Genomic DNA, 22,116 nt, shown 5'->3' on the forward strand with positions numbered 1-22,116 from the left:
GTTACGGAGCGGGGTAGGTATACACCTGGTGCACCGCTTCAATTTCCGCCAGCACCGCTTCGCTGAGCTCCAGGTGCAGGCTCTCCACATTGGTCTTCAGTTGTTCCATCGTCGTTGCGCCCAGCAGGGTGCTGGCGACGAAGGGCTGACGGCGCACGAAAGCCAGCGCCATTTGCGCCGGATCGAGGTTGTGCCGTTTAGCAATATCCACATAGGCCGCCACGGCTTTTTGCGCCTGCTCCCCACTGTAACGCGTGAAGCGGCTGAACAAGGTATTTCGCGCGCCTGCGGGTTTCGCGCCGTTGAGGTATTTGCCGGTCAGCGTGCCAAACGCCAGGCAGGAGTAGGCCAGCAGCTCAACGCCTTCATACTGGCTCACTTCCGCCAGGCCCACTTCATAGCTGCGGTTTAGCAGGCTATACGGGTTTTGAATGGTCACAATGCGCGGCAGTTCATGTTTTTCTGCCAGGTGAAGATAACGCATCACGCCAAAGGCGGTCTCGTTTGAGACGCCGATATAACGGATTTTCCCGGCGCGTTGAAATTCGGTCAGCGCTTCCAACGTTTCCAACAGCGTGATGACCGGTGCACTCTCTACCCAGCTATAACCCAGTTTGCCGAAGCAGTTGGTGGCGCGCTGCGGCCAGTGCACCTGGTACAGGTCGAGATAATCGGTTTGCAGACGCTTTAAACTCGCATCCAGCGCGCTGCGGATGTTTTTGCGATCCAGCGCCTGATTGGGGCGGATGCCGCTGTCATTGTTGCGGCTCGGGCCGCTGACTTTAGAGGCGATCACCAGTTTTTCGCGGTTGCCGCGTTTCGCCAGCCAGTTGCCGACGTAGGTTTCAGTCAGCCCTTGTGTTTCCGGGCGTGGCGGGACAGGGTACATCTCTGCAACATCAATCAGGTTTATGCCCTGGCTGACGGCATAGTCGAGCTGTGCGTGGGCGTCGGCTTCGCTGTTTTGTTCACCAAACGTCATTGTGCCCAGCCCCAGGGTGCTGATTTCAAGCGAACTGTGGGGGATACGGTGATAGTGCATAGCCGGCTTCCTCAATCAAACAACGTCAGAGCTCCTGACAAAGGAATATAACCATGGCAGAGGGGAAGAGAAAGGGAAAGCGGAAATTCAAAAAAAGGCCAGCAGGTTACTGACCTTTATAGGGATTTCTTAGCGCTCAATAATCTGGGATATGTCATCACGGTTAATCTGCATTTTATTGCCTTGCTGATCGTGGTAGCTGACCAGCCCGGTCTCATCATCAATTTCTGGTTTACCTTGCGTCAGGATCATCCTGCCATCTTTTGTCGCCATAACATAATCGCTGCTGCATCCGGAAACAGCAAAAACCAGTCCCACTGCGGAAATCAGCACTGCCCATTTTTTCATCATCCTGCCCCTCTCACGGCCTGTCATACACAAGTCTAGTAATAACGTGCGATCGGGTGATGAAAAAGCGGGATTATCTGAAAAGATCTGAAAAGAGAGGATGAGGAGAGAGGAACAGCGAAGAACGCTTCCTCCGAAGAGGAAGCGTGAACATTACAGCGGATTCTTCTTGTTACGCATCAGGTTGAGCGTTTCAACGGCAATGGAGAAGAACATCGCAAAGTAGATATAGCCTTTCGGCACATGTATAGAGACGCTTTCCAGGATCAGCGTAAAGCCAACAAGGATCAGAAACGACAATGCCAGCATTTTGACCGACGGATGGCGATCAACAAATTCGCCGATCGGCCGCGCAGCAAACATCATTACGCCAACGGCAATCACCACGGCGGCCATCATGATGAACAGATGATCCGACAGGCCCACGGCGGTGATCACGGAATCAAGGCTGAAAATGATATCCAGCAGCATGATTTGCACGATAGCGCCAAGGAAAGAGTGCACATTGGTCTTCAACCCTTCTTCTTCCCCCTCGATCGATTCGTGGATCTCTTTGCTTGCTTTCCAGATCAGGAACAAGCCGCCGAGAAAAAGAATCAAATCGCGGGCGGAAACGTTGTGATCAAACACGCTGAACAGTGGGTGCGTCAGCCTGGTCACCCAAGCAATAGACGCCAGCAGTAACAGGCGCATGATCATTGCCGCTGCAAGCCCAAGGCGACGTGCGTGATTACGTTGTGCAGTGGGAAGTTTGGCGACGACCAGAGAGAGGAAAATAATATTGTCGATCCCGAGAACGATCTCCAGTAGCGTCAATGTTCCGAGCGCCAGCCAGGCGTTGGGGTCGGTTATCCATGCAAATAACATTTAAGCAAAGTCCTGCCAAAAAAAAGAAGCGCTAATTATAAGCGCCAGCGTTGCTGTGGCAAAAATTTAATATCCGGAGAGTAAAAAATGACGAGCCAGCAGGGCACTGGTGAAGTTCTTTTTCAGATAAAAACCGCGGGGTAAGGTGAGGATCCGTTCGCCATGCTCGCCGATCGCTTCGGTGAGTGCTTTGCTGTTGGCCGCCTTCGGGCGTAACTGCATCACTTCGCCGTGACGCGCGGTAATACGGGTGACTCTCCCTAACACGATCAGGTCCATCAACTCTTCCCAGTCGAGACGTAACTGCCGTTCTTCGTCTTCGTTCGGGCTCCAGAGCAGGGGCGAGCCAACCCGGCGTTCTGCCACCGGTATTTCCCGCGATCCTTCGATAGGGATCCATAAGACACGCTTGAGTTTATGGCGAACGTGACTGGTTTCCCACACCACGCCACTGTTGCCGGTCAACGGCGCGACGCAAACAAACGTTGTTTCCAGCGGGCGTCCCTGACTGTCTACAGGGATCGTTTTCAATTCGACGCCCAACGCTGCAAAGTCCTGTTCCGGTTTGCTGCCTGCGCTTGCGCCTAACCACAGCTCGAGCAACACACCCGTCCACCCTTTATCTCGTTTGAGATCGCGGGGAACGGGCAACCCTGCCTTTGCCGCCAGTTCTCCCAGTGAGTAGCCTGCCAGGCGCTGCGCCTGAGCCAGCAACTGAGCTTCTGTTTCCGGAGGTGTTGTCAGTGGAGCTAACGCGGACATGCTAAAAACCTTTTGGTTAAAAAACAGACGGCAGTTTTGCACTGCATCTGTGCAGTTTACCTTTTTCCATGCTGGCTAAGCAATGCGATGATTTATAAGGTAATTTATTTTCATCGATCAGGCGTTGCGCAACAGTGTGATCGGTTTTCCAAATCTGGTCACTGACAATAAACAGGATCTTACACCCTGTTATCCACAGAAAAGTGGGATAACTGGGGAAAAGCCCCACTACTGTTTCAATTTACAGCCTTGACGTGCGACGAAAATCGAATTTCTGCACAAAATGTGCCTAACTTATTGGCATAATCTGTGGATAAAAACGGCTCTGTTCGATCTTTCATCAGCGACAGGATCCGAAGAGTGATGATCATCACACTACGTCCGAGGAAAAGGTTGATAAACACTGTAACTCAATGAATTACTGTATTTTATTTTTACAGGTCCATCACGAGTTATTCAGACTGTTCCGGGTTTTCCCTGGGTAATTCCACACTTCTTCACAACTCTATCCACAGAAAAGGTGAATAAAACCCGTTGGCGGAGGCGAGCGCTGTTTATAACTCTGACGATAACTGTGAGTTATTCAATTGTTATCCGTCCGTGTCCCTGTAATAGAGTGGTTTACCGTTATGCACGAGTGTGAAACAATCGCTTCATTCAGATTTATTTTGAGGTAGTCCGGTGATTGATGACGATGGCTACCGCCCAAATGTTGGAATCGTAATCTGTAACCGCCAGGGCCAGGTGATGTGGGCCAGGCGCTTTGGACAACATTCATGGCAATTCCCCCAGGGGGGGATCAACCCTGGAGAATCCCCGGAACAGGCAATGTACCGGGAACTGTTCGAGGAAGTGGGCTTAAGTCGTAAAGATGTTCGTATCCTTGCTTCTACCCGTAACTGGTTGCGTTACAAGTTGCCGAAACGTTTGGTGCGTTGGGACACAAAGCCGGTATGTATCGGCCAGAAACAAAAGTGGTTTCTTCTGCAATTGGTCGGTAACGATGCCGACATCAATATGCAAGCCAGTAGTACGCCTGAATTTGATGGCTGGCGCTGGGTAAGCTATTGGTATCCTGTTCGTCAGGTAGTGTCGTTTAAACGCGACGTCTACCGGCGGGTGATGAAAGAATTCGCAAGCGCGGTCATGCTGCTTCAGGAAACGCCTCCTAAGCCGCAGAATGCGCCTGCATGGCGACGTAAACGAGGTTAAGCCACCCACATCATGCTCACCCGACTGCGAGAAATAGTTGAGAAAGTCGCCAGCGCGCCGCGCCTTAACGAAGCGCTGGAAATACTGGTTACCGACGTTTGCCTGGCGATGGAAACCGAGGTGTGCTCGGTCTATCTCGCAGATCACGACAGACGTTGCTTTTACCTGATGGCGACGCGCGGTTTGAAAAAACCGCGTGGTCGTACTGTCACACTCGCATTTGATCAAGGGATTGTCGGTCTGGTCGGCAGGCTGGCGGAACCTATCAACCTTGCCGATGCGCAGAAGCACCCCAGCTTTAAATATATTCCCGCGGTGAAAGAGGAGCGTTTTCGCGCCTTTCTTGGTGTACCTATTATTCAGCGCCGTCAGTTGCTTGGTGTACTGGTGGTTCAGCAGCGTGAGCTGCGCCAGTACGATGAAAGTGAAGAGTCCTTTCTGGTGACGCTCGCCACGCAGGTGGCGGCAATTCTCTCCCAGTCCCAATTAAACGCGTTGTTTGGTCAATATCGCCAGACGCGCATTCGTGCGCTCCCTGCCTCTCCTGGTGTGGCAATCGCCGAAGGGTGGGTAGATGAAACGTTGCCGCTGATGGAGCAGGTCTATCAGGCCTCAACGCTGGACACTACCCTCGAAAGGGAAAGGCTGACTGCTGCGCTTGAAGAAGCCGCTAACGAGTTCCGTCGTTATAGCAAACGTTTCTCCGCTGGTGCGCAGAAAGAAACGGCGGCGATTTTCGACCTCTACTCGCACTTGCTTTCCGATGCGCGTCTGCGCCGCGAACTGTTTGAGGAAGTCGACCGGGGCGTGGTCGCGGAGTGGGCGGTGAAAACGGTGATTGAACGTTTCGCTGAGCAGTTTGCTGCACTTACCGACGGCTACCTGAAAGAGCGCTCGGGAGATTTACGCACCCTGGGGCAGCGACTGCTGTTCCATCTTGATGATTCAATTTCCGGGCCGAATAGCTGGCCGGAACGCTTCATTCTTGTGGCGGATGAACTGTCCGCTACGACGCTTGCTGAGTTGCCGCACGACCGGCTTGTCGGGGTGGTAGTGCGCGATGGCGCTGCCAACTCGCATGCGGCGATCATGGTGCGCGCGCTGGGCATTCCGACGGTCATGGGGGCCGATATTCAGCCTTCGTTGCTGCAACGTCGCACGCTGGTGGTGGATGGCTACCGTGGTGAATTGCTGGTGGATCCTGAACCGGTACTGTTGCAGGAATATCAGCGGCTTATCACGGAAGAGAACGAATTAAGCCGTCTGGCCGAAGATGATGTGAACCTTGCCGCCCAGCTAAAAAGCGGCGAGCGGGTAAAAGTGATGCTCAATGCGGGGTTAAGCCCGGAGCATGAAGAGAAGCTCGGTAGCCGCATCGACGGTATCGGGCTGTATCGCACCGAAATACCGTTTATGCTGCAAAGCGGTTTTCCTTCGGAAGAGGAGCAGGTGGCGCAATACCAGGGCATGTTGCAGATGTTCAACGATAAGCCCGTTACGTTGCGTACACTGGATATTGGTGCCGACAAACAACTTCCTTACATGCCGATCAGCGAAGAGAACCCGTGTCTGGGCTGGCGCGGCATCCGTATTACGCTCGACCAACCGGAAATTTTCCTGGTGCAGGTGCGGGCGATGTTGCGTGCCAATGCGGCAACCGGCAACCTCAGTATTCTGCTACCAATGGTTACCAGTATTGACGAAGTGGATGAAGCAAGGCGGTTGATTGAGCGCGCGGGGCGCGAAGTGGAAGAGATGATCGGCTACGCCATTCCCAAACCGCGTATTGGCGTGATGCTTGAAGTCCCGTCGATGGTATTTATGTTGTCTCACCTGGCGACCCGCGTCGATTTTATCTCGGTGGGGACGAACGATCTGACGCAGTACATTCTGGCTGTCGATCGCAACAATACCCGCGTGGCAAATATGTACGACAGCCTGCACCCGGCGGTGCTGCGTGCGCTGGCGATGGTGGCAGATGAGGCTGAACGTTTAGGTATTGATATCCGCTTGTGCGGTGAAATGGCTGGCGATCCCATGTGTGTTGCGGTGCTGATTGGCTTGGGGTATCGCCATTTGTCGATGAACGGGCGCTCTGTGGCGCGTATCAAATACCTGCTGCGCCGCATCGATTGTGAAGAGGCACAGACGTTGGCAAGGCGCGCTCTGGAGGCGCAACTGGCGACAGAAGTCCGCCATCAGATTGCGGCCTTTATGGAGCGACGCGGCCTGGGCGGGTTGATTCGCGGCGGTATTTAATCACCTGATTGTTAATTAGGTGTGGCCCGAATAAGCGTTAGCGTTATGCGGCGGTGGAGGCGCTGCCAGGCAGTGCTCTGCTGGCAGGCCTTATACATATCTTTTACACTTCACCGCCACCCGCGCCTTCGCCTTATGTTATGATTCGCAGCTTTGGAGCGGCCGCCGGTTGCGGTCTCGCGTGTGAACCGCTGGGCTTTTCGGGCGGAATAACAACAAGTTGTGGTGACACATGAACAGTGGCTATCTGCATTTTCCGGACTTTGATCCGGTGATTTTTTCCATTGGGCCGGTTTCCCTCCACTGGTACGGCTTGATGTATCTGGTGGGCTTCGTTTTTGCTATGTGGCTGGCTACGCGCAGGGCAAACCGTCCGGGCAGTGGCTGGACGAAAAACGAAGTTGAGAACCTGCTCTACGCGGGTTTTCTTGGCGTATTCCTCGGTGGCCGTCTCGGCTATGTTCTGTTCTACAATTTCCCGCTGTTCCTTAACGATCCGCTTTACCTTTTCCGCGTATGGGATGGGGGCATGTCCTTCCACGGTGGTTTGATTGGCGTGATCGTGGTGATGATTATTTTTGCCAAACGTTCCGGGCGTACGTTCTTCCAGGTCTCTGACTTTATTGCGCCGCTGATCCCCTTCGGTCTGGGCGCGGGTCGCTTAGGCAACTTTATTAATGGTGAGCTATGGGGCCGCGTTGATCCGAGTTTCCCTTTCACCATGCTATTCCCCGGTTCGCGCGCGGAAGACATGGCGCTGCTGCCGTCACATCCCGAATGGCAATCCATCTTTGATACCTACGGTATGTTGCCGCGCCATATGTCGCAGTTGTACGAACTGGCGCTGGAAGGCATCGTGCTGTTTATTATCCTCAACCTGTTTATCCGTAAACCTCGCCCGACCGGCTCAGTCTCCGGCCTGTTCCTGATTGGCTATGGTGCGTTCCGTATTATCGTTGAGTTCTTCCGCCAGCCGGATGCGCAATTTACCGGTGCATGGGTACAATACATCAGCATGGGGCAGATCCTGTCCATTCCGATGATCGTCGCGGGCCTCATTATGATGATTTGGGCTTACCGTCGTCCGCAGCAACAAGTTTCCTGAGGAACCATGAAACAGTATTTAGAATTGATGCAAAAGGTGCTGAATGAAGGCACTCCGAAAAACGACCGCACCGGGACAGGCACGTTGTCTATTTTTGGCCATCAGATGCGCTTTAACCTGCAGGATGGCTTCCCGCTGGTGACCACCAAGCGCTGCCATTTGCGTTCAATTATTCATGAGCTGCTGTGGTTTCTGCAGGGTGATACCAATATTGCCTATTTACATGAAAACAATGTCTCCATCTGGGACGAGTGGGCTGATGAGCAGGGCAATCTTGGCCCGGTATATGGCAAACAGTGGCGCGCATGGCCAACGCCAGATGGTCGCCATATTGACCAGATCACCACTGTCCTCAATCAACTGAAAAACGACCCGGACTCGCGCCGCATTATCGTTTCCGCGTGGAACGTCGGCGAACTGGATAAAATGGCGCTGGCCCCATGCCACGCTTTCTTCCAGTTCTATGTGGCAGATGGCAAGCTCTCCTGTCAGCTCTATCAGCGCTCCTGCGACATTTTCCTCGGCCTGCCGTTCAATATCGCCAGCTATGCGCTGCTGGTGCATATGATGGCTCAGCAGTGCGACCTGGAGCCGGGGGATTTTGTCTGGACCGGTGGCGATACCCACTTGTACAGTAACCATCTGGAACAGACCCGGCTGCAACTGAGCCGTGAACCTCGCGCTTTGCCGAAACTGGTTATCAAACGTAAGCCCGCATCGCTGTTCGATTACCGCTTCGACGATTTCGAGATTGAAGGCTACGATCCCCATCCCGGGATCAAAGCGCCGGTCGCTATCTGATCGTATTCAACATGACACAACCGGTGCGGTGATGCGCCGGTTTTTTTTGCCCAAAAACTGCATTTTCGGTGTCGCTTCCGGCTAATTTGCAACGCCTTGCAACAACGAATCTTTCCTTCGTAGCACCTCGTAAAAGCCATTTTCCTTGCTCGCAACCTGGTCTCGTGCATCGCAGACTTTCGCCATGAAACGTGAACATGGCTTTACCCTGATGGAAACCCTTGTGGCGATAGGGCTGATCGTTATCCTCTGCGGAACGGGGCTCTCCGGCTGGCAGCGCTGGCAGGCACAGCAACGATTGTGGCAAACCGCATTGCAGGCGCGTCATTTTCTGGAACGCTTACGCGATGATGCGAACGGACTAAACCGCTCGCAGCGCGTTTATGGCGTGCATGAAGGGGGACGCTGGTGTCTGGCAAACACACCCGTACAGACCTGCGAGGCCGCAGGATCTTTTGTGTTGACCCCTGACTGGCCGGAAGTAGCCTTAGTGGAGGTCACGCCTTCATTGGGTTTTTATGGTCTGCGCAATAGCGCGTGGCCGGGGCATATTCACCTGCGCAGTCACGCCGGGGAGTGGCGAATTGTGATATCCGCCTGGGGAAGGATCAGAATGTGCCAACAAGCCGTGGAGTCACTATGTTAAGCCGGACACGAGGATTTTCTTTGCTGGAGACATTGCTGGCGATGGCGATAAGCAGCGTGCTACTGCTCGCTTCGGCGCGTTTTTTACCGGCGTTGCAAACGGGCGTGCTACAGCACTACCGCATGCAAACGGCTGAGAATGAACTGTGGCTGCGTACGTGGACTGTGGCGAAACATCTGCAACGCGCAGGATATTGCAACGGGCATTGTAGCGGTGAACCACTGTTGATTCGCAATGCCGGGGAGTGTGTGATTGTGCAATGGGATGCGAACAGTAATGGACGCTGGGAGCCGTCAGGGCATAGCGAATCGGAGCAGACCGGGTTTCGTCTGCAAAAAGGTGCACTGGAAACGCTACGTGGCGCAACCACTTGTACAGGACGCGGTTGGGAAAAGACCACCGATCCGGCTCAGATGACGGTACAGCGATTTAACGTTGCGCTACGTCGTACAGCGGGTTTTGCTCCCATCATCACAGTGACGCTGGCGGCGCGTGTGTCCGGACAACACGGGCGAGAGATGGTCGCCGCTCTCGACGTGATGGGGTACAACTTATGAACCGTCAACGCGGGATGTCATCGTTGGCGCTGGTCCTGTTATTACTGTTGCTGGGCAGCCTGATGCTAAATGGCCTGAACCAACAGTTAACCAGTCATATCTGGCAGGTCAACCATGAAAGCAAAATGTTGCGCCGCCTTGCACAGAGCCATTCGGCAATGGAATGGGCGCGGGTTCAACCCTGGACAACGACGCCTGCGTTGCAGTGTTTCGGGCAGGTTGAGCGGCAATGGCGAGCTTGTTTGCGTATTTTTGCTGATGAGACAGCATTATTGATTGCGGCGTATGACGAGGTGCAATTGTGGCGACGCGGGCAGGTGAGCCAGCAACGCGTGATTTTTTCGCCACATGGCTGGAGTGATTTTTGCCCGTTAAAGGAGTCTGCGCAATGCCAGCTCCCGTAAATAAGCAGGCAGGCTTTAGCCTGACGGAAGTGCTGCTGTCCATGGTATTAATGGTGATGGTGGTCACTGCCCTTGGCGGTTATCATCGTGCTCTGGCGTCGGGCTTTGCCAGCGCCAGTCAGTGGCGGCAGCTATGGCGTTGCGCGTGGCAGCAGGCGCAACCAACACCGCCGCCGTTGCCTCCTGGTTGGCGGGTCCAGCGACTGCAGACAACGGCAGAGGGATGTGTCAGCATCCAGGTTACCGTCATCTCGCCAGGGGGCAGGCAGGGACAAATGACACGGTTATTTTGCCCACTTAGTCAGTAGTCAGGAGCGTTTATGTTAAGGGTTTATCACTCCAATCGTCTGGATGTGCTGGAAGCATTGATGGAGTTTATTGTTGAGCGCGATCCGCTTGACGATCCCTTTGAGCCTGAGGTCGTCCTGGTGCAGAGCACCGGTATGGCGCAATGGCTGCAAATGACGCTGGCGCAGAAATTTGGCATTGCCGCCAATATCACGTTTCCTCTTCCGGCGAGCTTTATCTGGGACATGTTCGTCAGTGTGCTGGACGATATTCCGAAAGAGAGTGCGTTTAACAAACAAAGTATGAGCTGGAAACTGATGTCGCTGCTGCCAGGCATGTTGCAGCGCGAAGAGTTCGCGATGCTGCATCATTACCTGAGTGACGATGATGATAAGCGAAAGCTCTTTCAGCTCTCTTCCCGTGTGGCGGATCTCTATGACCAATACCTTGTTTACCGCCCGGAGTGGCTAACTCGCTGGGAGGCGGGGCAGAGCGTAGATGGTCTGGATGAGGCGCAACGCTGGCAAGCACCGTTATGGCGTGCGTTGGTGGAGCACACTGCCGCTCTCGGTCAGCCACACTGGCATCGCGCTAATCTGTATCAACGTTTTATCGATAAACTCGAATCAGCCCAGGCGCGTCCCGCAGGACTTCCCTCCCGGGTTTTTATTTGTGGGATTTCCGCTCTGCCGCCGGTTTACCTGCAAGCATTACAGGCATTGGGTAAGCATATCGATGTTCACCTGCTATTCACTAACCCTTGTCGCTACTACTGGGGCGACATCAAAGATCCCGCATTTTTGGCGAAACTTATCACCCGCCAGCGTCGACATCACCGGGAAGCCCGGCAGTTTCCGCTGTTTCGGGATTCGCAAACTGCCGGCAGTTTATTCAACGACGAGGGAGAACAGGATGTCAGTAACCCGCTGCTTGGCTCATGGGGCAAACTGGGTCGTGACAATATCTTTTTGTTGGCGGGAATGGAACGCTACGAGGAACTGGATGCGTTTGTCGATATAACGCCTGGTACACTGCTACAAAATATTAAATACGACATTCTTGAATTAAAAAACGCCGCTGTAGCCGGGGTGACCGCAGAAGAGTTTTCCCGCAGCGATAAAAAACGCAGGCTACAACCGGGCGATCGTAGCGTTACGGTACATGTCTGTCACAGCCCACAGCGGGAAGTTGAGATCTTGCACGATCGTTTACTGGCGATGCTGGACGCCGATCCCGATCTGACCCCGCGCGATATCGTGGTGATGGTGGCGGATATTGATAGCTACAGTCCTTATATTCAGTCGGTGTTTGGCAGCGCCAGCGGTGAACGCTATGTGCCTTATGCCATTTCCGACCGTCGCGCCCGCCAGGCGCACCCGGCGTTGCAGGCGTTTATTAGCCTGCTGTCGTTGCCAGACAGCCGTTTCGTGTCAGAAGATGTGCTGGCGTTGTTGGATGTGCCGGTACTGGCTGCACGTTTCAACATCAACGAAGAGGGGCTGCGCTATTTGCGCCTGTGGGTAAACGAGTCGGGCATTCGCTGGGGGATGGATGACGATAATGTGCGCGAACTGGCGTTGCCGCCAACCGGTCAGCACACCTGGCAGTTTGGTCTCACGCGTATGCTTCTGGGTTACGCCATGGAGAGTCGTCAAGGCGAGTGGCAGTCTGTTCTGCCTTACGATGAATCCAGCGGGCTGATCGCAGAACTGGTGGGTCACCTGGCGTCACTGCTGATGCAACTGAATATCTGGCGCCGTGGGCTTGCGCAGGAACGCCCGCTGGAGGAGTGGTTGCCGGTTTGCCGTGAAATGCTGAACGATTTTTTCTTGCCGGATCCGGACACCGAAGCGGCGCTTGCGCTGATCGAACAGCAGTGGCAGGAGATCATCGCCAAGGGCGTGGGAGCAAACTACGGTGAAGCAATCCCCCTTTCTTTGTTGCGTGATGAACTGGCGCAGCGCCTGGATCAGGAGCGTATCAGTCAGCGTTTTCTTGCAGGACCAGTTAATATCTGCACTCTGATGCCGATGCGTTCGATCCCTTTTAAGGTGGTCTGCTTACTGGGGATGAACGATGGCGTTTATCCGCGAACGCTGCCGCCGCTGGGGTTTGATTTAATGAGTCAGAAACCCCAGCGTGGCGATCGTAGTCGTCGTGATGATGACCGCTATCTGTTCCTTGAAGCGCTGATTTCCGCACAACAGCAGCTCTATATCAGCTATATCGGTCGTGCCATTCAGGATAACAAAGAACGTTTCCCTTCGGTGCTGGTGCAGGAACTGGTGGACTACATCGGTCAAAGTCACTATCTGCCCGGTGATGAGGCCGCGAACTGCGATGAGAGTGAAGCGCGGGTGAAGGCGCATATCACTCATCTGCATACCCGTATGCCGTTCGACCCCGCGAATTATGTTGCTGATGAGTGGCAGAGCTATGCACGCGACTGGTTGCCGGCCGCAAACCAGCAGGGCGAAACACATCCTGCTTTTATTCAGCCGCTGGCACCACTACCGCTGCAGACGCTGGCCTTTGACCAGCTTCAGCGTTTCTGGGCGCACCCGGTACGCGCTTTTTTCCAGATGCGGTTACAGGTTAACTTCCGCCCGGAAGAGAGTGAAATTCCGGATGCGGAACCTTTTGTGCTGGATGGGCTAAGCCGTTATCAACTGAATAATGAACTGCTTAACGCGCTGGTTGAACAGCAGGATGCGGAAAAATTGTTCCGGCGTTACCGGGCAGCGGGTGCACTGCCTTATGGCGCCTTTGGCGAGATCTTCTGGGAGACGCAATGCCAGGAGATGCAGGCACTGGCCAGCCGTGTCAGCGAGTTGCGCCAGCCTGCCGATAGCCTCGAAATCGACTTACATTGTGCCGGTGTACATTTAACCGGCTGGTTGCCGCGCGTACAGGCAGATGGCCTGCTACGCTGGCGGCCCTCGCTATTGAGCGTTTCTCAAGGGGTGCAACTTTGGCTGGAGCATCTTGTCTACTGTGCCAGCGGGGGAACCGGCGAGAGCCGACTGTTTGTGCGCAAAGATGGCGAGTGGCGCTTCCCGCCCCTGGAGCCTGACCATGCAATGCATTATCTGGCCCTGATGATTGACGGATACCGGGAAGGCATGGCAAAACCGTTATTACTGCTGCCGGAAAGCGGCGGTGCATGGATAAAAGTCTGTTATGACGCGGCAAATGATGCCATGGTAATGGATGACGAAACGTTACAAAAAGCGCAGGGCAAATTTCTGCAGGCGTACGAAGGCAATATGATGGTTCGCGGCGAAGGCGATGATCTCTGGTATCAGCGTCTGTGGCGCACCCTTGAACCTGAATATTATGCAGAAATCACTGAACAGGCGCAGCGTTTCCTGTTACCGCTTTATCGGCATAATCAGTCTGGTTGATTGTATAAAAATTGCGCAACATGAAGGCTTCTATTATTATGCGCGACGATCACGGACTGATATAACAAGAGTGCTGGCACAGTCAGCACATGTTTTACCCGGCGATATCCGCAGCTCCTGGTATCTCCGGGATCGTTAATGATGAGGTTCGTGAATGCCCTGCAGCACCTGGTTAAAAGCTTTCGTACTGTTTTTTGCCCTCTGGGCGCCATTCAGTCAGGCAGATAATGGTTGGCAACCTGTTCAGGAAACTATCCGTAAGAGCGACAAAGATACCCGAGAGTATCAGGCCATTCGCCTTGATAACGGTATGGTCGTGTTGCTGGTGTCCGATCCTCAGGCGGTGAAGTCGCTCTCTGCGCTGGTCGTGCCGGTGGGTTCGCTGGAAGATCCCGATACCCATCCTGGTCTTGCTCACTATCTTGAGCATATGACGCTGATGGGGTCGAAAAAATACCCGCAGCCGGACAGTCTCGCCGAATTCCTCAAATTGCACGGCGGCAGTCATAACGCCAGTACGGCTCCTTATCGCACGGCGTACTACCTGGAAGTGGAAAATAATGCGCTGGAAGGTGCCGTTGACCGTCTGGCGGATGCCATTGCCGAACCGATGCTGGACAAAAAATACGCGGAGCGCGAGCGTAATGCCGTGAATGCCGAACTGACGATGGCGCGTACCCGCGACGGGATGCGGATGGCGCAGGTGAGCGCAGAAACCATCAACCCGGCTCACCCGGGAGCCCGCTTCTCTGGCGGCAACCTTGAAACCCTCAGTGACAAACCCGGCAGCCCCGTACATGATGCGCTGCTGGCGTTTCGCGATAAATACTACTCCGCCAATCTGATGAAGGCCGTGGTCTACAGTAATCGTCCGCTGGCGGATCTGGCGAAGATCGCCGTAGAAACCTACGGTCGCGTGCCGAATAAAAATATCAGTAAGCCGGAGATTACCACGCCGGTGGTGACCGATGCGCAAAAAGGGATCATCATCCATTATGTCCCGGCGGTGCCGCGCAAAGTTGTGCGCGTCGAGTTCCGTATTGATAACAACACCGCTGCGTTTCGCAGCAAAACGGATGAACTGATCACGTATCTTATCGGCAACCGCAGTCCAGGGACGCTCTCTGACTGGTTGCAGAGCCAGGGGCTGGTGGAAAGCATTCGCGGTGATTCTGACCCGGTGGTCAACGGTAACAGTGGCGTGCTGGCCATTTCCGCCACACTCACTGACAAAGGGCAGGCAAACCGCGATCAGGTGGTGGCGGCGATCTTCAGTTACTTACAACTGCTGCGTGATAAAGGCGTGGATAAGCGCTATTTCGACGAGCTGTCCCATATTCTGGATCTTGATTTTCGCTACCCGTCCATTACCCGCGATATGGATTATGTTGAGTGGCTGGCGGACACCATGATCCGTGTCCCGGTCGCGCACACCCTTGATTCGGTGAATATTGCTGACCAGTTCGATGCGAAAGCGGTGCAGGCGCGCCTTGATGAAATGACGCCGCAAAACGCCCGCATCTGGTACATCAGCCCGGACGAACCCCACGATAAGACCGCCTATTTCGTTGAGGCGCCCTATCAGGTGAATAAAATCACCCCGCAAACCTTCGCTGACTGGCAACAACGTGCCAGTGCGATAGCGTTGAAATTTCCGGAGCTGAATCCCTATATTCCCGATGACTTCTCGTTGATCAAACCTGAGAAGCAGTATGCGCATCCGGAACTGATTGTCGATGAGCCCACGTTACGCGTGGTGTATATGCCAAGCCATTATTTCGCCAGCGAGCCGAAGGCTGATGTCAGCGTCGTGCTGCGCAACCCGCAAGCCATGGATAGCGCGAAAAATCAGGTGCTGTTTGCACTCAATGACTACCTGGCCGGGCTGGCTCTCGATCAGCTCAGTAATCAGGCGTCGGTCGGCGGTATTAGTTTCTCCACCAATGCTAACAACGGGTTGATGCTGAATGCCAATGGCTACACGCAACGTTTACCTCAGCTCTTCCAGGCGCTGTTAACGGGGTATTTCAGCTATACGCCGACGGAAGAACAACTGGCACAGGCGAAATCCTGGTACACGCAGATGATGGATTCGGCAGAGAAGGGCAAAGCCTTCGATCTGGCGATTATGCCGGTCCAGATGCTCTCACAGGTGCCCTATTTTCAGCGTGAAACCCGTCGTGACCTGCTGCCTTCCATTACCCTGCAGGACATTCTCAACTACCGCGAAACGTTGAAAACCAACGCACGTCCTGAGTTCCTGGTCATCGGTAATCTCGGCGCGCAGCAGGCGAAAGATCTGGCTCATAACGTGCAGAAACAGCTCGGCGCAAAAGGCACGGAATGGTGTCGTAATAAAGACGTGCTGGTGGATAAACAGCAGAATGTAAGCTTTGAAAAAGCGGGTAACAGCACTGACTCCGCACTCGCGGCTGTATTTGTTCCTCCCGGTTTCGATGAATACAGCAGTTCTGCATATAGCACGATGCTGGGGCAGATTGTCCAGCCGTGGTTCTATAACCAACTTCGTACTGAAGAACAACTGGGTTATGCGGTTTTCGCCTTCCCGATGAGTGTTGGCCGCCAGTGGGGAATGGGTTTCCTGCTGCAAAGCAACGGTAAACAGCCTGCGTATCTCTGGGATCGCTATAAGGCATTCTTCCCGACGGCGGAAACGCGGCTGCGCGCCATGAAGCCGGAAGAGTTCGCGCAAATTCAGCAGGGTGTGATTGCGCAAATTGAACAAGCGCCGCAGACGTTAGGTGAAGAGGCTTCCAAACTGAGCAAAGATTTCGATCGCGGTAATATGCGTTTCGATTCACGTGATAAAGTAGTGGCCCAGATAAAACAGCTGACGCCGCAAAAACTTGCCGACTTCTTCCATCAGGCGGTGGTTGAGCCGCAAGGTATGGCGATTTTGTCGCAGATCTCCGGTAGCCAGAGCGGGAAAGCCGAATACGCCCGACCGCGGGGCTGGAAGGTCTGGGACAGCGTCAGCGCGTTGCAGCAATCCTTACCCATGATGGTCGAGAAAGATGAATGAAGCCACCGCTGAGCCCCTTGATCCCCTGCGCTTGCCGCTTACTGGCGAGCGCCTGATTGAAGCCTCGGCGGGAACCGGTAAAACCTTCACCATTGCCGCGCTTTACCTGCGGCTGTTATTAGGGCTGGGCGGCAGTGCCGCCTTCCCGCGTCCGCTTAGCGTTGAAGAACTGCTGGTGGTGACATTCACCGAAGCGGCCACAGAAGAGCTGCGTGGCCGCATTCGCAGCAATATTCACGAGCTGCGCATTGCCTGCCTGCGGGAATCCACCGACAACCCTCTGTATGCCCGTTTGCTGGATGAGATCGACGATAAACAGCAGGCGGCGCAATGGCTGCTACTGGCTGAACGCCAGATGGACGAAGCGGCTGTCTTCACTATCCATGGTTTTTGCCAGCGGATGCTGAGCTTGAATGCTTTTGAATCCGGCATGTTGTTCGAGCAGCAACTGGTGGAAGACGAGTCACTGTTGCGCTATCAGGCCTGTGCGGATTTTTGGCGACGCCATTGCTACCCGTTGCCGCGCGACATTGCCCAGGCAATCCACGCGGTGTGGCAAGGCCCTCAGGACCTGCTGAAGTCGATTGATCGTTATCTGCAAGGCGAAGCACCGCAAATCAAAGTTCTGCCAGCTGCAGATGAAACGCTGGCTTCTCGCCATCAGAAAATCATTGCGCAAATCGAAGCCGTAAAGCGCCAGTGGAATGCTGCGTTGGATGAGCTGGATCCGCTGATCGAAAACTCCGGCATCGACAGGCGTAAGTTCAACCGTGGCAACCAGGCGAAATGGACAGAGAAGATCACCGCCTGGGCGCAGGAAGAGACAACAAGTTATCTGCTACCGGACGCTCTGGAAAAGTTTGCCCAGTCGTTTCTGGCCCAGCGTACCAAAGCCGGTGGCGTGGTGCCGGAGCATGCTCTGTTTGTCGCCATCGACGATCTCCTGGCACAGCCTCTGACGCTTAACGATTTGGTGCTGATCTCCGCTATGCGTGAAATTCGTGAAACGGTAGCCAAAGAGAAGCGCCGTCGCGGCGAGTTGGGTTTTGACGATATGCTGAGTCGGTTGGATAGCGCGCTGCAAAGCCCGAACGGCGAAGCGCTGGCCGCCGCTATTCGCAACCGCTTCCCGGTGGCGATGATTGATGAATTCCAGGATACCGACCCGCAACAGTATCGTATTTTCAGCCGTATCTGGCTGGGGCAACCAGCGTGTGGTTTGCTGCTGATTGGCGATCCGAAACAGGCGATTTACGCATTTCGCGGGGCGGATATTTTCACCTATATGAAAGCGCGGGACGAAGTGAGCGCCCGCTATACGCTGGATACTAACTGGCGCTCGGCGCCGGGGATGGTAGCCAGCGTTAACCGGCTGTTCAGCCAGATGGATGATGCTTTTATGTTCCGGCAGATCCCCTTTTTGCCGGTCAAATCCGCCGCTAAAAATGCGTCTCTGCGTTTTACGCTTCGGGGCGAAACGCAGCCCGCGATGAAGCTGTGGCTGATGGAGGGTGACGGCGTCGGCGTTGGGGATTACCAAAGCTTTATGGCGCAACTGTGCGCAACGCAGATCCGTGACTGGTTAAGCGCCGGACAGCAGGGTGAGGCGCTGTTGCAGCAAGGGGAAAAAGCCCGTCCGGTCAAAGCCTCGGATATTACAGTGCTGGTGCGCAGCCGCCACGAAGCGTCATTGATCCGCGATGCGCTAACGCTGCTGAATATTCCTTCTGTTTACCTTTCCAACCGCGACAGCGTGTTTGAAACACCTGAAGCACAGGAGCTGTTGTGGCTGTTGCAGGCGGTGTTGGCGCCGGAGCGTGAAAGTACGCTCCGCAGCGCGCTGGCAACATCGATGCTGGGACTGACGGCGCAGGACATTGAAGCGCTGAATCTCGATGAGCTGGCGTGGGATGCGGTAGTGGAAGAGTTTTCCCGCTATCGGGAGCTGTGGCAAAAACGGGGTGTCATGCCGATGCTACGCACCCTGATGAGCGCACGCCATGTCGCGGAAAACTTGCTGGCGACGCCAGGCGGCGAGCGCCGTTTGACCGACATTTTGCACATGAGTGAACTGCTACAGGAAGCGGGGACGCAACTGGAGAGTGAGCACGCGCTTACGCGCTGGTTAACGCAACGCATAGCCGAGCCAAACACCAACGCCGCCAGCGAGCAACTCCGTCTGGAGAGCGATAAACATCTGGTGCAAATTGTCACGATCCATAAATCGAAAGGCCTGGAATATTCCCTGGTATGGCTGCCATTTATTGCGAATTTCCGTGTGCAGGATCAGGGGTTTTATCACGATCGCGACGCTTTTCAGGCTGTGCTTGACCTTAGCCATGCTGATGACAGCGTTGCGCTGGCAGAGGAAGAACGGCTGGCGGAAGATCTGCGGTTACTGTATGTCGCACTGACGCGTTCCATATGGCATTGCAGCCTTGGCATTGCGCCGCTGTTCCGTCGGCGTGGCGAGAAAGCCGGGGCGTCGGATTTCCACTTAAGCGCACTTGGCCGGTTACTGCAAAAAGGCGAGGCGCTGGATGCCACCGCGCTGCAAAGCGCATTGCAGCAACTGTGCAATGACGATATTGCCGTCTGTGTGCCGCAAACGCCGGACGGTGAGCCCTGGCAGATGCCGCAGGTGCGACCACCCGCATTGAGTGCACGTGACATGCAGCGGCGTATTGCCGATGACTGGCGCGTTACCAGCTACTCCGGGTTACAGCAGCGTGCTCACGGCATCGCTCTGGATTTACTGCCGCGTCTGGATATGGATGCAGCCGGAGAGCGGGAGCCACAAGCAGAGCCGATGTTAACACCGCACCAGTTTCCTCGTGGCGCTTCGCCGGGAACGTTTTTGCACAGTCTGTTTGAAGAGATGGATTTTACCCAACCGGTTTCTGCGCCGTGGGTAACGGAAAAATTGCTTACGGGCGGCTATGAAGAGCACTGGCAACCGGTATTCAGCGACTGGCTGGAGACGGTATTGCGCGCGCCGTTGGCACAGTCCGGCGTGTGTCTGCGCCAGTTGAGCGGCAAAGATAAACAGGTGGAGATGGAGTTTTATCTCCCCATCAGCGAGACATTAACCGCGCCTGCACTGGATGCATTGATACGCCGCTACGACCCGCTATCGGCAGGCTGCCCGCCGCTTGATTTTCGCGATGTTCGCGGCATGCTGAAAGGCTTTATCGACCTGGTGTTTCGCCATAACGGGCGCTACTACCTGCTGGATTATAAATCTAACTGGCTGGGTGAGAGCGCGGAGGCCTACACGCAAGAGGCGATGGCGGCGGCGATGCAGTCGCATCGTTACGATTTGCAATACCAGCTCTATACGCTCGCACTGCACCGTTATTTGCGCCATCGCATTCCAGGGTATGACTATGAACGCCATTTCGGCGGCGTGATTTATCTCTTTTTACGCGGTGTGGAAGCCCAAAACCCGCAGCAGGGCATTTTTGCTACCCGTCCTGATGGCGCGCTGATTGCGCAAATGGATGCGTTATTTGCCGGGCTGGAGCAGGAGATGACGCCATGAGCATGACGACCTTATTACGTGAAGCGGCGCAGCAGAAGTTGCTGCGTCCGTTGGACGTTCAGTTCGCCCTTACTGTGACCACCGAAGATGAGCCAGCCGTCATGCTGGCGGCTGCACTGCTCAGCCATGAAGCGGGGGAAGGGCATGTCTGCATGCCGCTGGCGCGTCTTACGCCTGAGGCGTTCGCTCACCCCTCGACGCTATTAGCGCAATTGTTTGAATGCGCCGGGCAACCGGATGACTGGCAGGCAACTCTACTGGCCTCTCCCGCTGTGAGTGAGGGATATGCCCCCACGCCATTGATCCTCTCCGACGGGCGTCTCTACCTGAACCGAATGTGGTGCAACGAACGGCAGGTCGCTGCATTCTTTGCGCAAGAGAACACGCCCCTGGCGGTTGACGAGGTGCGCCTGACGCAGGCCCTTACATCACTATTTCCGGCTACCGATGACGTCAACTGGCAGAAAGTGGCCGCCGCCGTTGCGTTAACCCGGCGGATTTCGGTGATTTCCGGAGGGCCCGGGACCGGCAAAACCACCACCGTGGCGAAACTGCTTGCTGCGCTGGTGCAGATGGTTGATGGCGACAAGTGTCGTATCCGCCTCGCGGCGCCAACCGGTAAAGCCGCCGCACGATTAACCGAGTCGCTGGGTAATGCGCTGCGTCAGCTGTCGTTGAATGAGCAACAAAAAGCGATGCTGCCCGATGAGGCCAGCACACTGCACCGATTATTGGGCGCTCAGCCGGGGAGCCAGCGCATGCGCCATCATGCGGGTAACCCGCTGCATCTGGATGTGCTGGTCGTTGACGAAGCCTCTATGATCGATTTGCCGATGATGTCGCGGTTGATTGAGGCGCTACCGCCGCATGCCCGGGTGATTTTCCTTGGCGATCGCGATCAACTGGCGTCGGTGGAGGCCGGCGCTGTGCTGGGGGATATCTGCGCCTGGGTTAATGCTGGTTACACGGCGGAACGCGCAGCACAATTGACGCGCCTGACCGGCTGTGCGGTACCGGCGGGAGACGGGAGCGCGGCCAGCGCACTGCGTGACAGTTTGTGTCTGCTGCAAAAAAGCTATCGCTTCGGCAGTGATTCCGGCATTGGTCAGCTTGCTGCTGCGGTAAACCGGGGGGATAAATCCGCCACCCGGGACGTGTTCGGGCAGGGGTTTAGCGATATTGAGCGTAAGCCGTTACAGTCGACGGAAGAGTATCAGCAGATGCTGGATGATGCCCTTGCCGGTTATGCCCGTTATCTCTCGCTGGTACACAGCAATGCGGCGCCTGCAGAGGTGATCGCAGCGTTTGGCGAATACCAGTTGCTGTGCGCATTGCGGGAAGGGCCATTCGGCGTAAGCGGCTTGAATGAGCGACTTGAGCAAGCGTTATTACGCCAGCGGCAGATTACGCGATTGCCGCACTCCCGTTGGTATCACGGGCGACCGGTAATGATCGCACGTAATGACTCATCGCTGGGGCTGTTTAACGGTGACATCGGCATTGCGCTTGAGCAGGGGCAGGGGATCCGCGTCTGGTTTCCGCTGCCGGATGGCACCATTAAATCGGTGCAGCCAGGGCGTTTACCGGAGCACGACACTGCGTGGGCGATGACCGTGCATAAGTCGCAGGGATCGGAGTTCGATCACGCCGCGCTGATCCTGCCGCAGCAGATCATACCGGTAGTGACGCGTGAGCTGGTCTATACCGCGATTACCCGCGCGCGCAAGCGCTTATCGCTGTATGCGGACGAGCGTGTGTTGATGCAGGCCATCACCTCCCGTACGGAGAGGCGCAGCGGCCTGGAGGCGTTATTTCGTCGGATGATGTAACCCCCGCA

At 55.2% G+C, this 22,116-nt stretch carries 16 protein-coding genes; 12 read left to right on the plus strand and 4 right to left on the minus strand.

Annotated features, from left to right (window positions below; translation table 11 throughout):
* Position 1: 1 nt before the first annotated feature.
* The 4 genes from O9K67_RS04585 to mutH form a co-directional block, all read right to left on the minus strand.
* Entirely contained in the window at positions 2-1,042 is a 1,041-nt protein-coding gene (locus O9K67_RS04585; protein ID WP_061493319.1) for an NADP(H)-dependent aldo-keto reductase, read from the minus strand.
* 129 nt (positions 1,043-1,171) lie between these two features.
* Positions 1,172-1,390: a YgdI/YgdR family lipoprotein gene (locus O9K67_RS04590; protein WP_061493320.1), complete on the minus strand. Its 219-nt coding sequence runs from the start codon at positions 1,388-1,390 to the stop codon at positions 1,172-1,174.
* Positions 1,391-1,543: 153 nt separating this feature from the next.
* Positions 1,544-2,257: a TerC family protein gene (locus tag O9K67_RS04595; protein ID WP_061493321.1), complete on the minus strand. Its 714-nt coding sequence runs from the start codon at positions 2,255-2,257 to the stop codon at positions 1,544-1,546.
* Between the two features lie 66 nt (positions 2,258-2,323).
* Positions 2,324-3,019 carry a DNA mismatch repair endonuclease MutH gene (gene mutH / locus O9K67_RS04600; RefSeq protein WP_061493322.1) on the minus strand — a complete coding sequence of 232 codons (696 nt, stop codon included), beginning with the start codon at positions 3,017-3,019 and terminating at the stop codon, positions 2,324-2,326.
* Positions 3,020-3,700: 681 nt separating this feature from the next.
* On the opposite strand from mutH, the gene rppH reads away from it, so the two are divergent.
* From rppH to recD, 12 genes are all read left to right on the plus strand, one after another.
* Positions 3,701-4,231 (plus strand): RNA pyrophosphohydrolase, encoded by a 531-nt coding sequence (gene rppH / locus O9K67_RS04610; protein ID WP_061493324.1) that lies wholly within the window; start codon positions 3,701-3,703, stop codon positions 4,229-4,231.
* 12 nt (positions 4,232-4,243) lie between these two features.
* Complete coding sequence (gene ptsP, locus O9K67_RS04615; RefSeq protein ID WP_061493325.1) at positions 4,244-6,490, plus strand: phosphoenolpyruvate--protein phosphotransferase; 2,247 nt, start codon at positions 4,244-4,246, stop codon at positions 6,488-6,490.
* 232 nt (positions 6,491-6,722) lie between these two features.
* Positions 6,723-7,595 carry a prolipoprotein diacylglyceryl transferase gene (gene lgt, locus O9K67_RS04620; RefSeq protein WP_061493326.1) on the plus strand — a complete coding sequence of 291 codons (873 nt, stop codon included), beginning with the start codon at positions 6,723-6,725 and terminating at the stop codon, positions 7,593-7,595.
* Between the two features lie 6 nt (positions 7,596-7,601).
* Entirely contained in the window at positions 7,602-8,396 is a 795-nt protein-coding gene (gene thyA, locus O9K67_RS04625) for a thymidylate synthase (RefSeq protein ID WP_061493327.1), read from the plus strand.
* A 184-nt stretch (positions 8,397-8,580) separates the two neighbouring features.
* Complete coding sequence (locus O9K67_RS04630; RefSeq protein ID WP_061493328.1) at positions 8,581-9,042, plus strand: prepilin peptidase-dependent protein; 462 nt, start codon at positions 8,581-8,583, stop codon at positions 9,040-9,042.
* Entirely contained in the window at positions 9,036-9,599 is a 564-nt protein-coding gene (locus O9K67_RS04635; RefSeq protein ID WP_061493329.1) for a prepilin peptidase-dependent protein, read from the plus strand. Before O9K67_RS04630 ends, O9K67_RS04635 begins: the two co-directional genes overlap by 7 nt.
* Complete coding sequence (locus tag O9K67_RS04640) at positions 9,596-10,003, plus strand: DUF2509 family protein (RefSeq protein ID WP_061493330.1); 408 nt, start codon at positions 9,596-9,598, stop codon at positions 10,001-10,003. The genes O9K67_RS04635 and O9K67_RS04640 overlap by 4 nt, the downstream gene beginning before the upstream one ends.
* Positions 9,988-10,311: a prepilin-type N-terminal cleavage/methylation domain-containing protein gene (locus tag O9K67_RS04645; RefSeq protein ID WP_061493331.1), complete on the plus strand. Its 324-nt coding sequence runs from the start codon at positions 9,988-9,990 to the stop codon at positions 10,309-10,311. Before O9K67_RS04640 ends, O9K67_RS04645 begins: the two co-directional genes overlap by 16 nt.
* Positions 10,312-10,323: 12 nt before the next feature.
* Positions 10,324-13,695 (plus strand): exodeoxyribonuclease V subunit gamma, encoded by a 3,372-nt coding sequence (gene recC / locus O9K67_RS04650; protein WP_061493332.1) that lies wholly within the window; start codon positions 10,324-10,326, stop codon positions 13,693-13,695.
* 154 nt (positions 13,696-13,849) lie between these two features.
* Entirely contained in the window at positions 13,850-16,738 is a 2,889-nt protein-coding gene (gene ptrA / locus O9K67_RS04655) for a pitrilysin (RefSeq protein WP_061493333.1), read from the plus strand.
* Positions 16,731-20,279 carry an exodeoxyribonuclease V subunit beta gene (recB, locus tag O9K67_RS04660; protein ID WP_061493334.1) on the plus strand — a complete coding sequence of 1,183 codons (3,549 nt, stop codon included), beginning with the start codon at positions 16,731-16,733 and terminating at the stop codon, positions 20,277-20,279. The genes ptrA and recB overlap by 8 nt, the downstream gene beginning before the upstream one ends.
* A complete protein-coding gene (gene recD, locus O9K67_RS04665) occupies positions 20,276-22,108 on the plus strand; it encodes an exodeoxyribonuclease V subunit alpha (protein WP_061493335.1) in 1,833 nt (610 codons plus the stop codon). Before recB ends, recD begins: the two co-directional genes overlap by 4 nt.
* The last annotated feature ends 8 nt before the right edge of the window (positions 22,109-22,116 follow it).

The sequence above is a fragment of the Kosakonia oryzendophytica genome, assembly GCF_027886705.1.
Classification (GTDB): domain Bacteria; phylum Pseudomonadota; class Gammaproteobacteria; order Enterobacterales; family Enterobacteriaceae; genus Kosakonia; species Kosakonia oryzendophytica.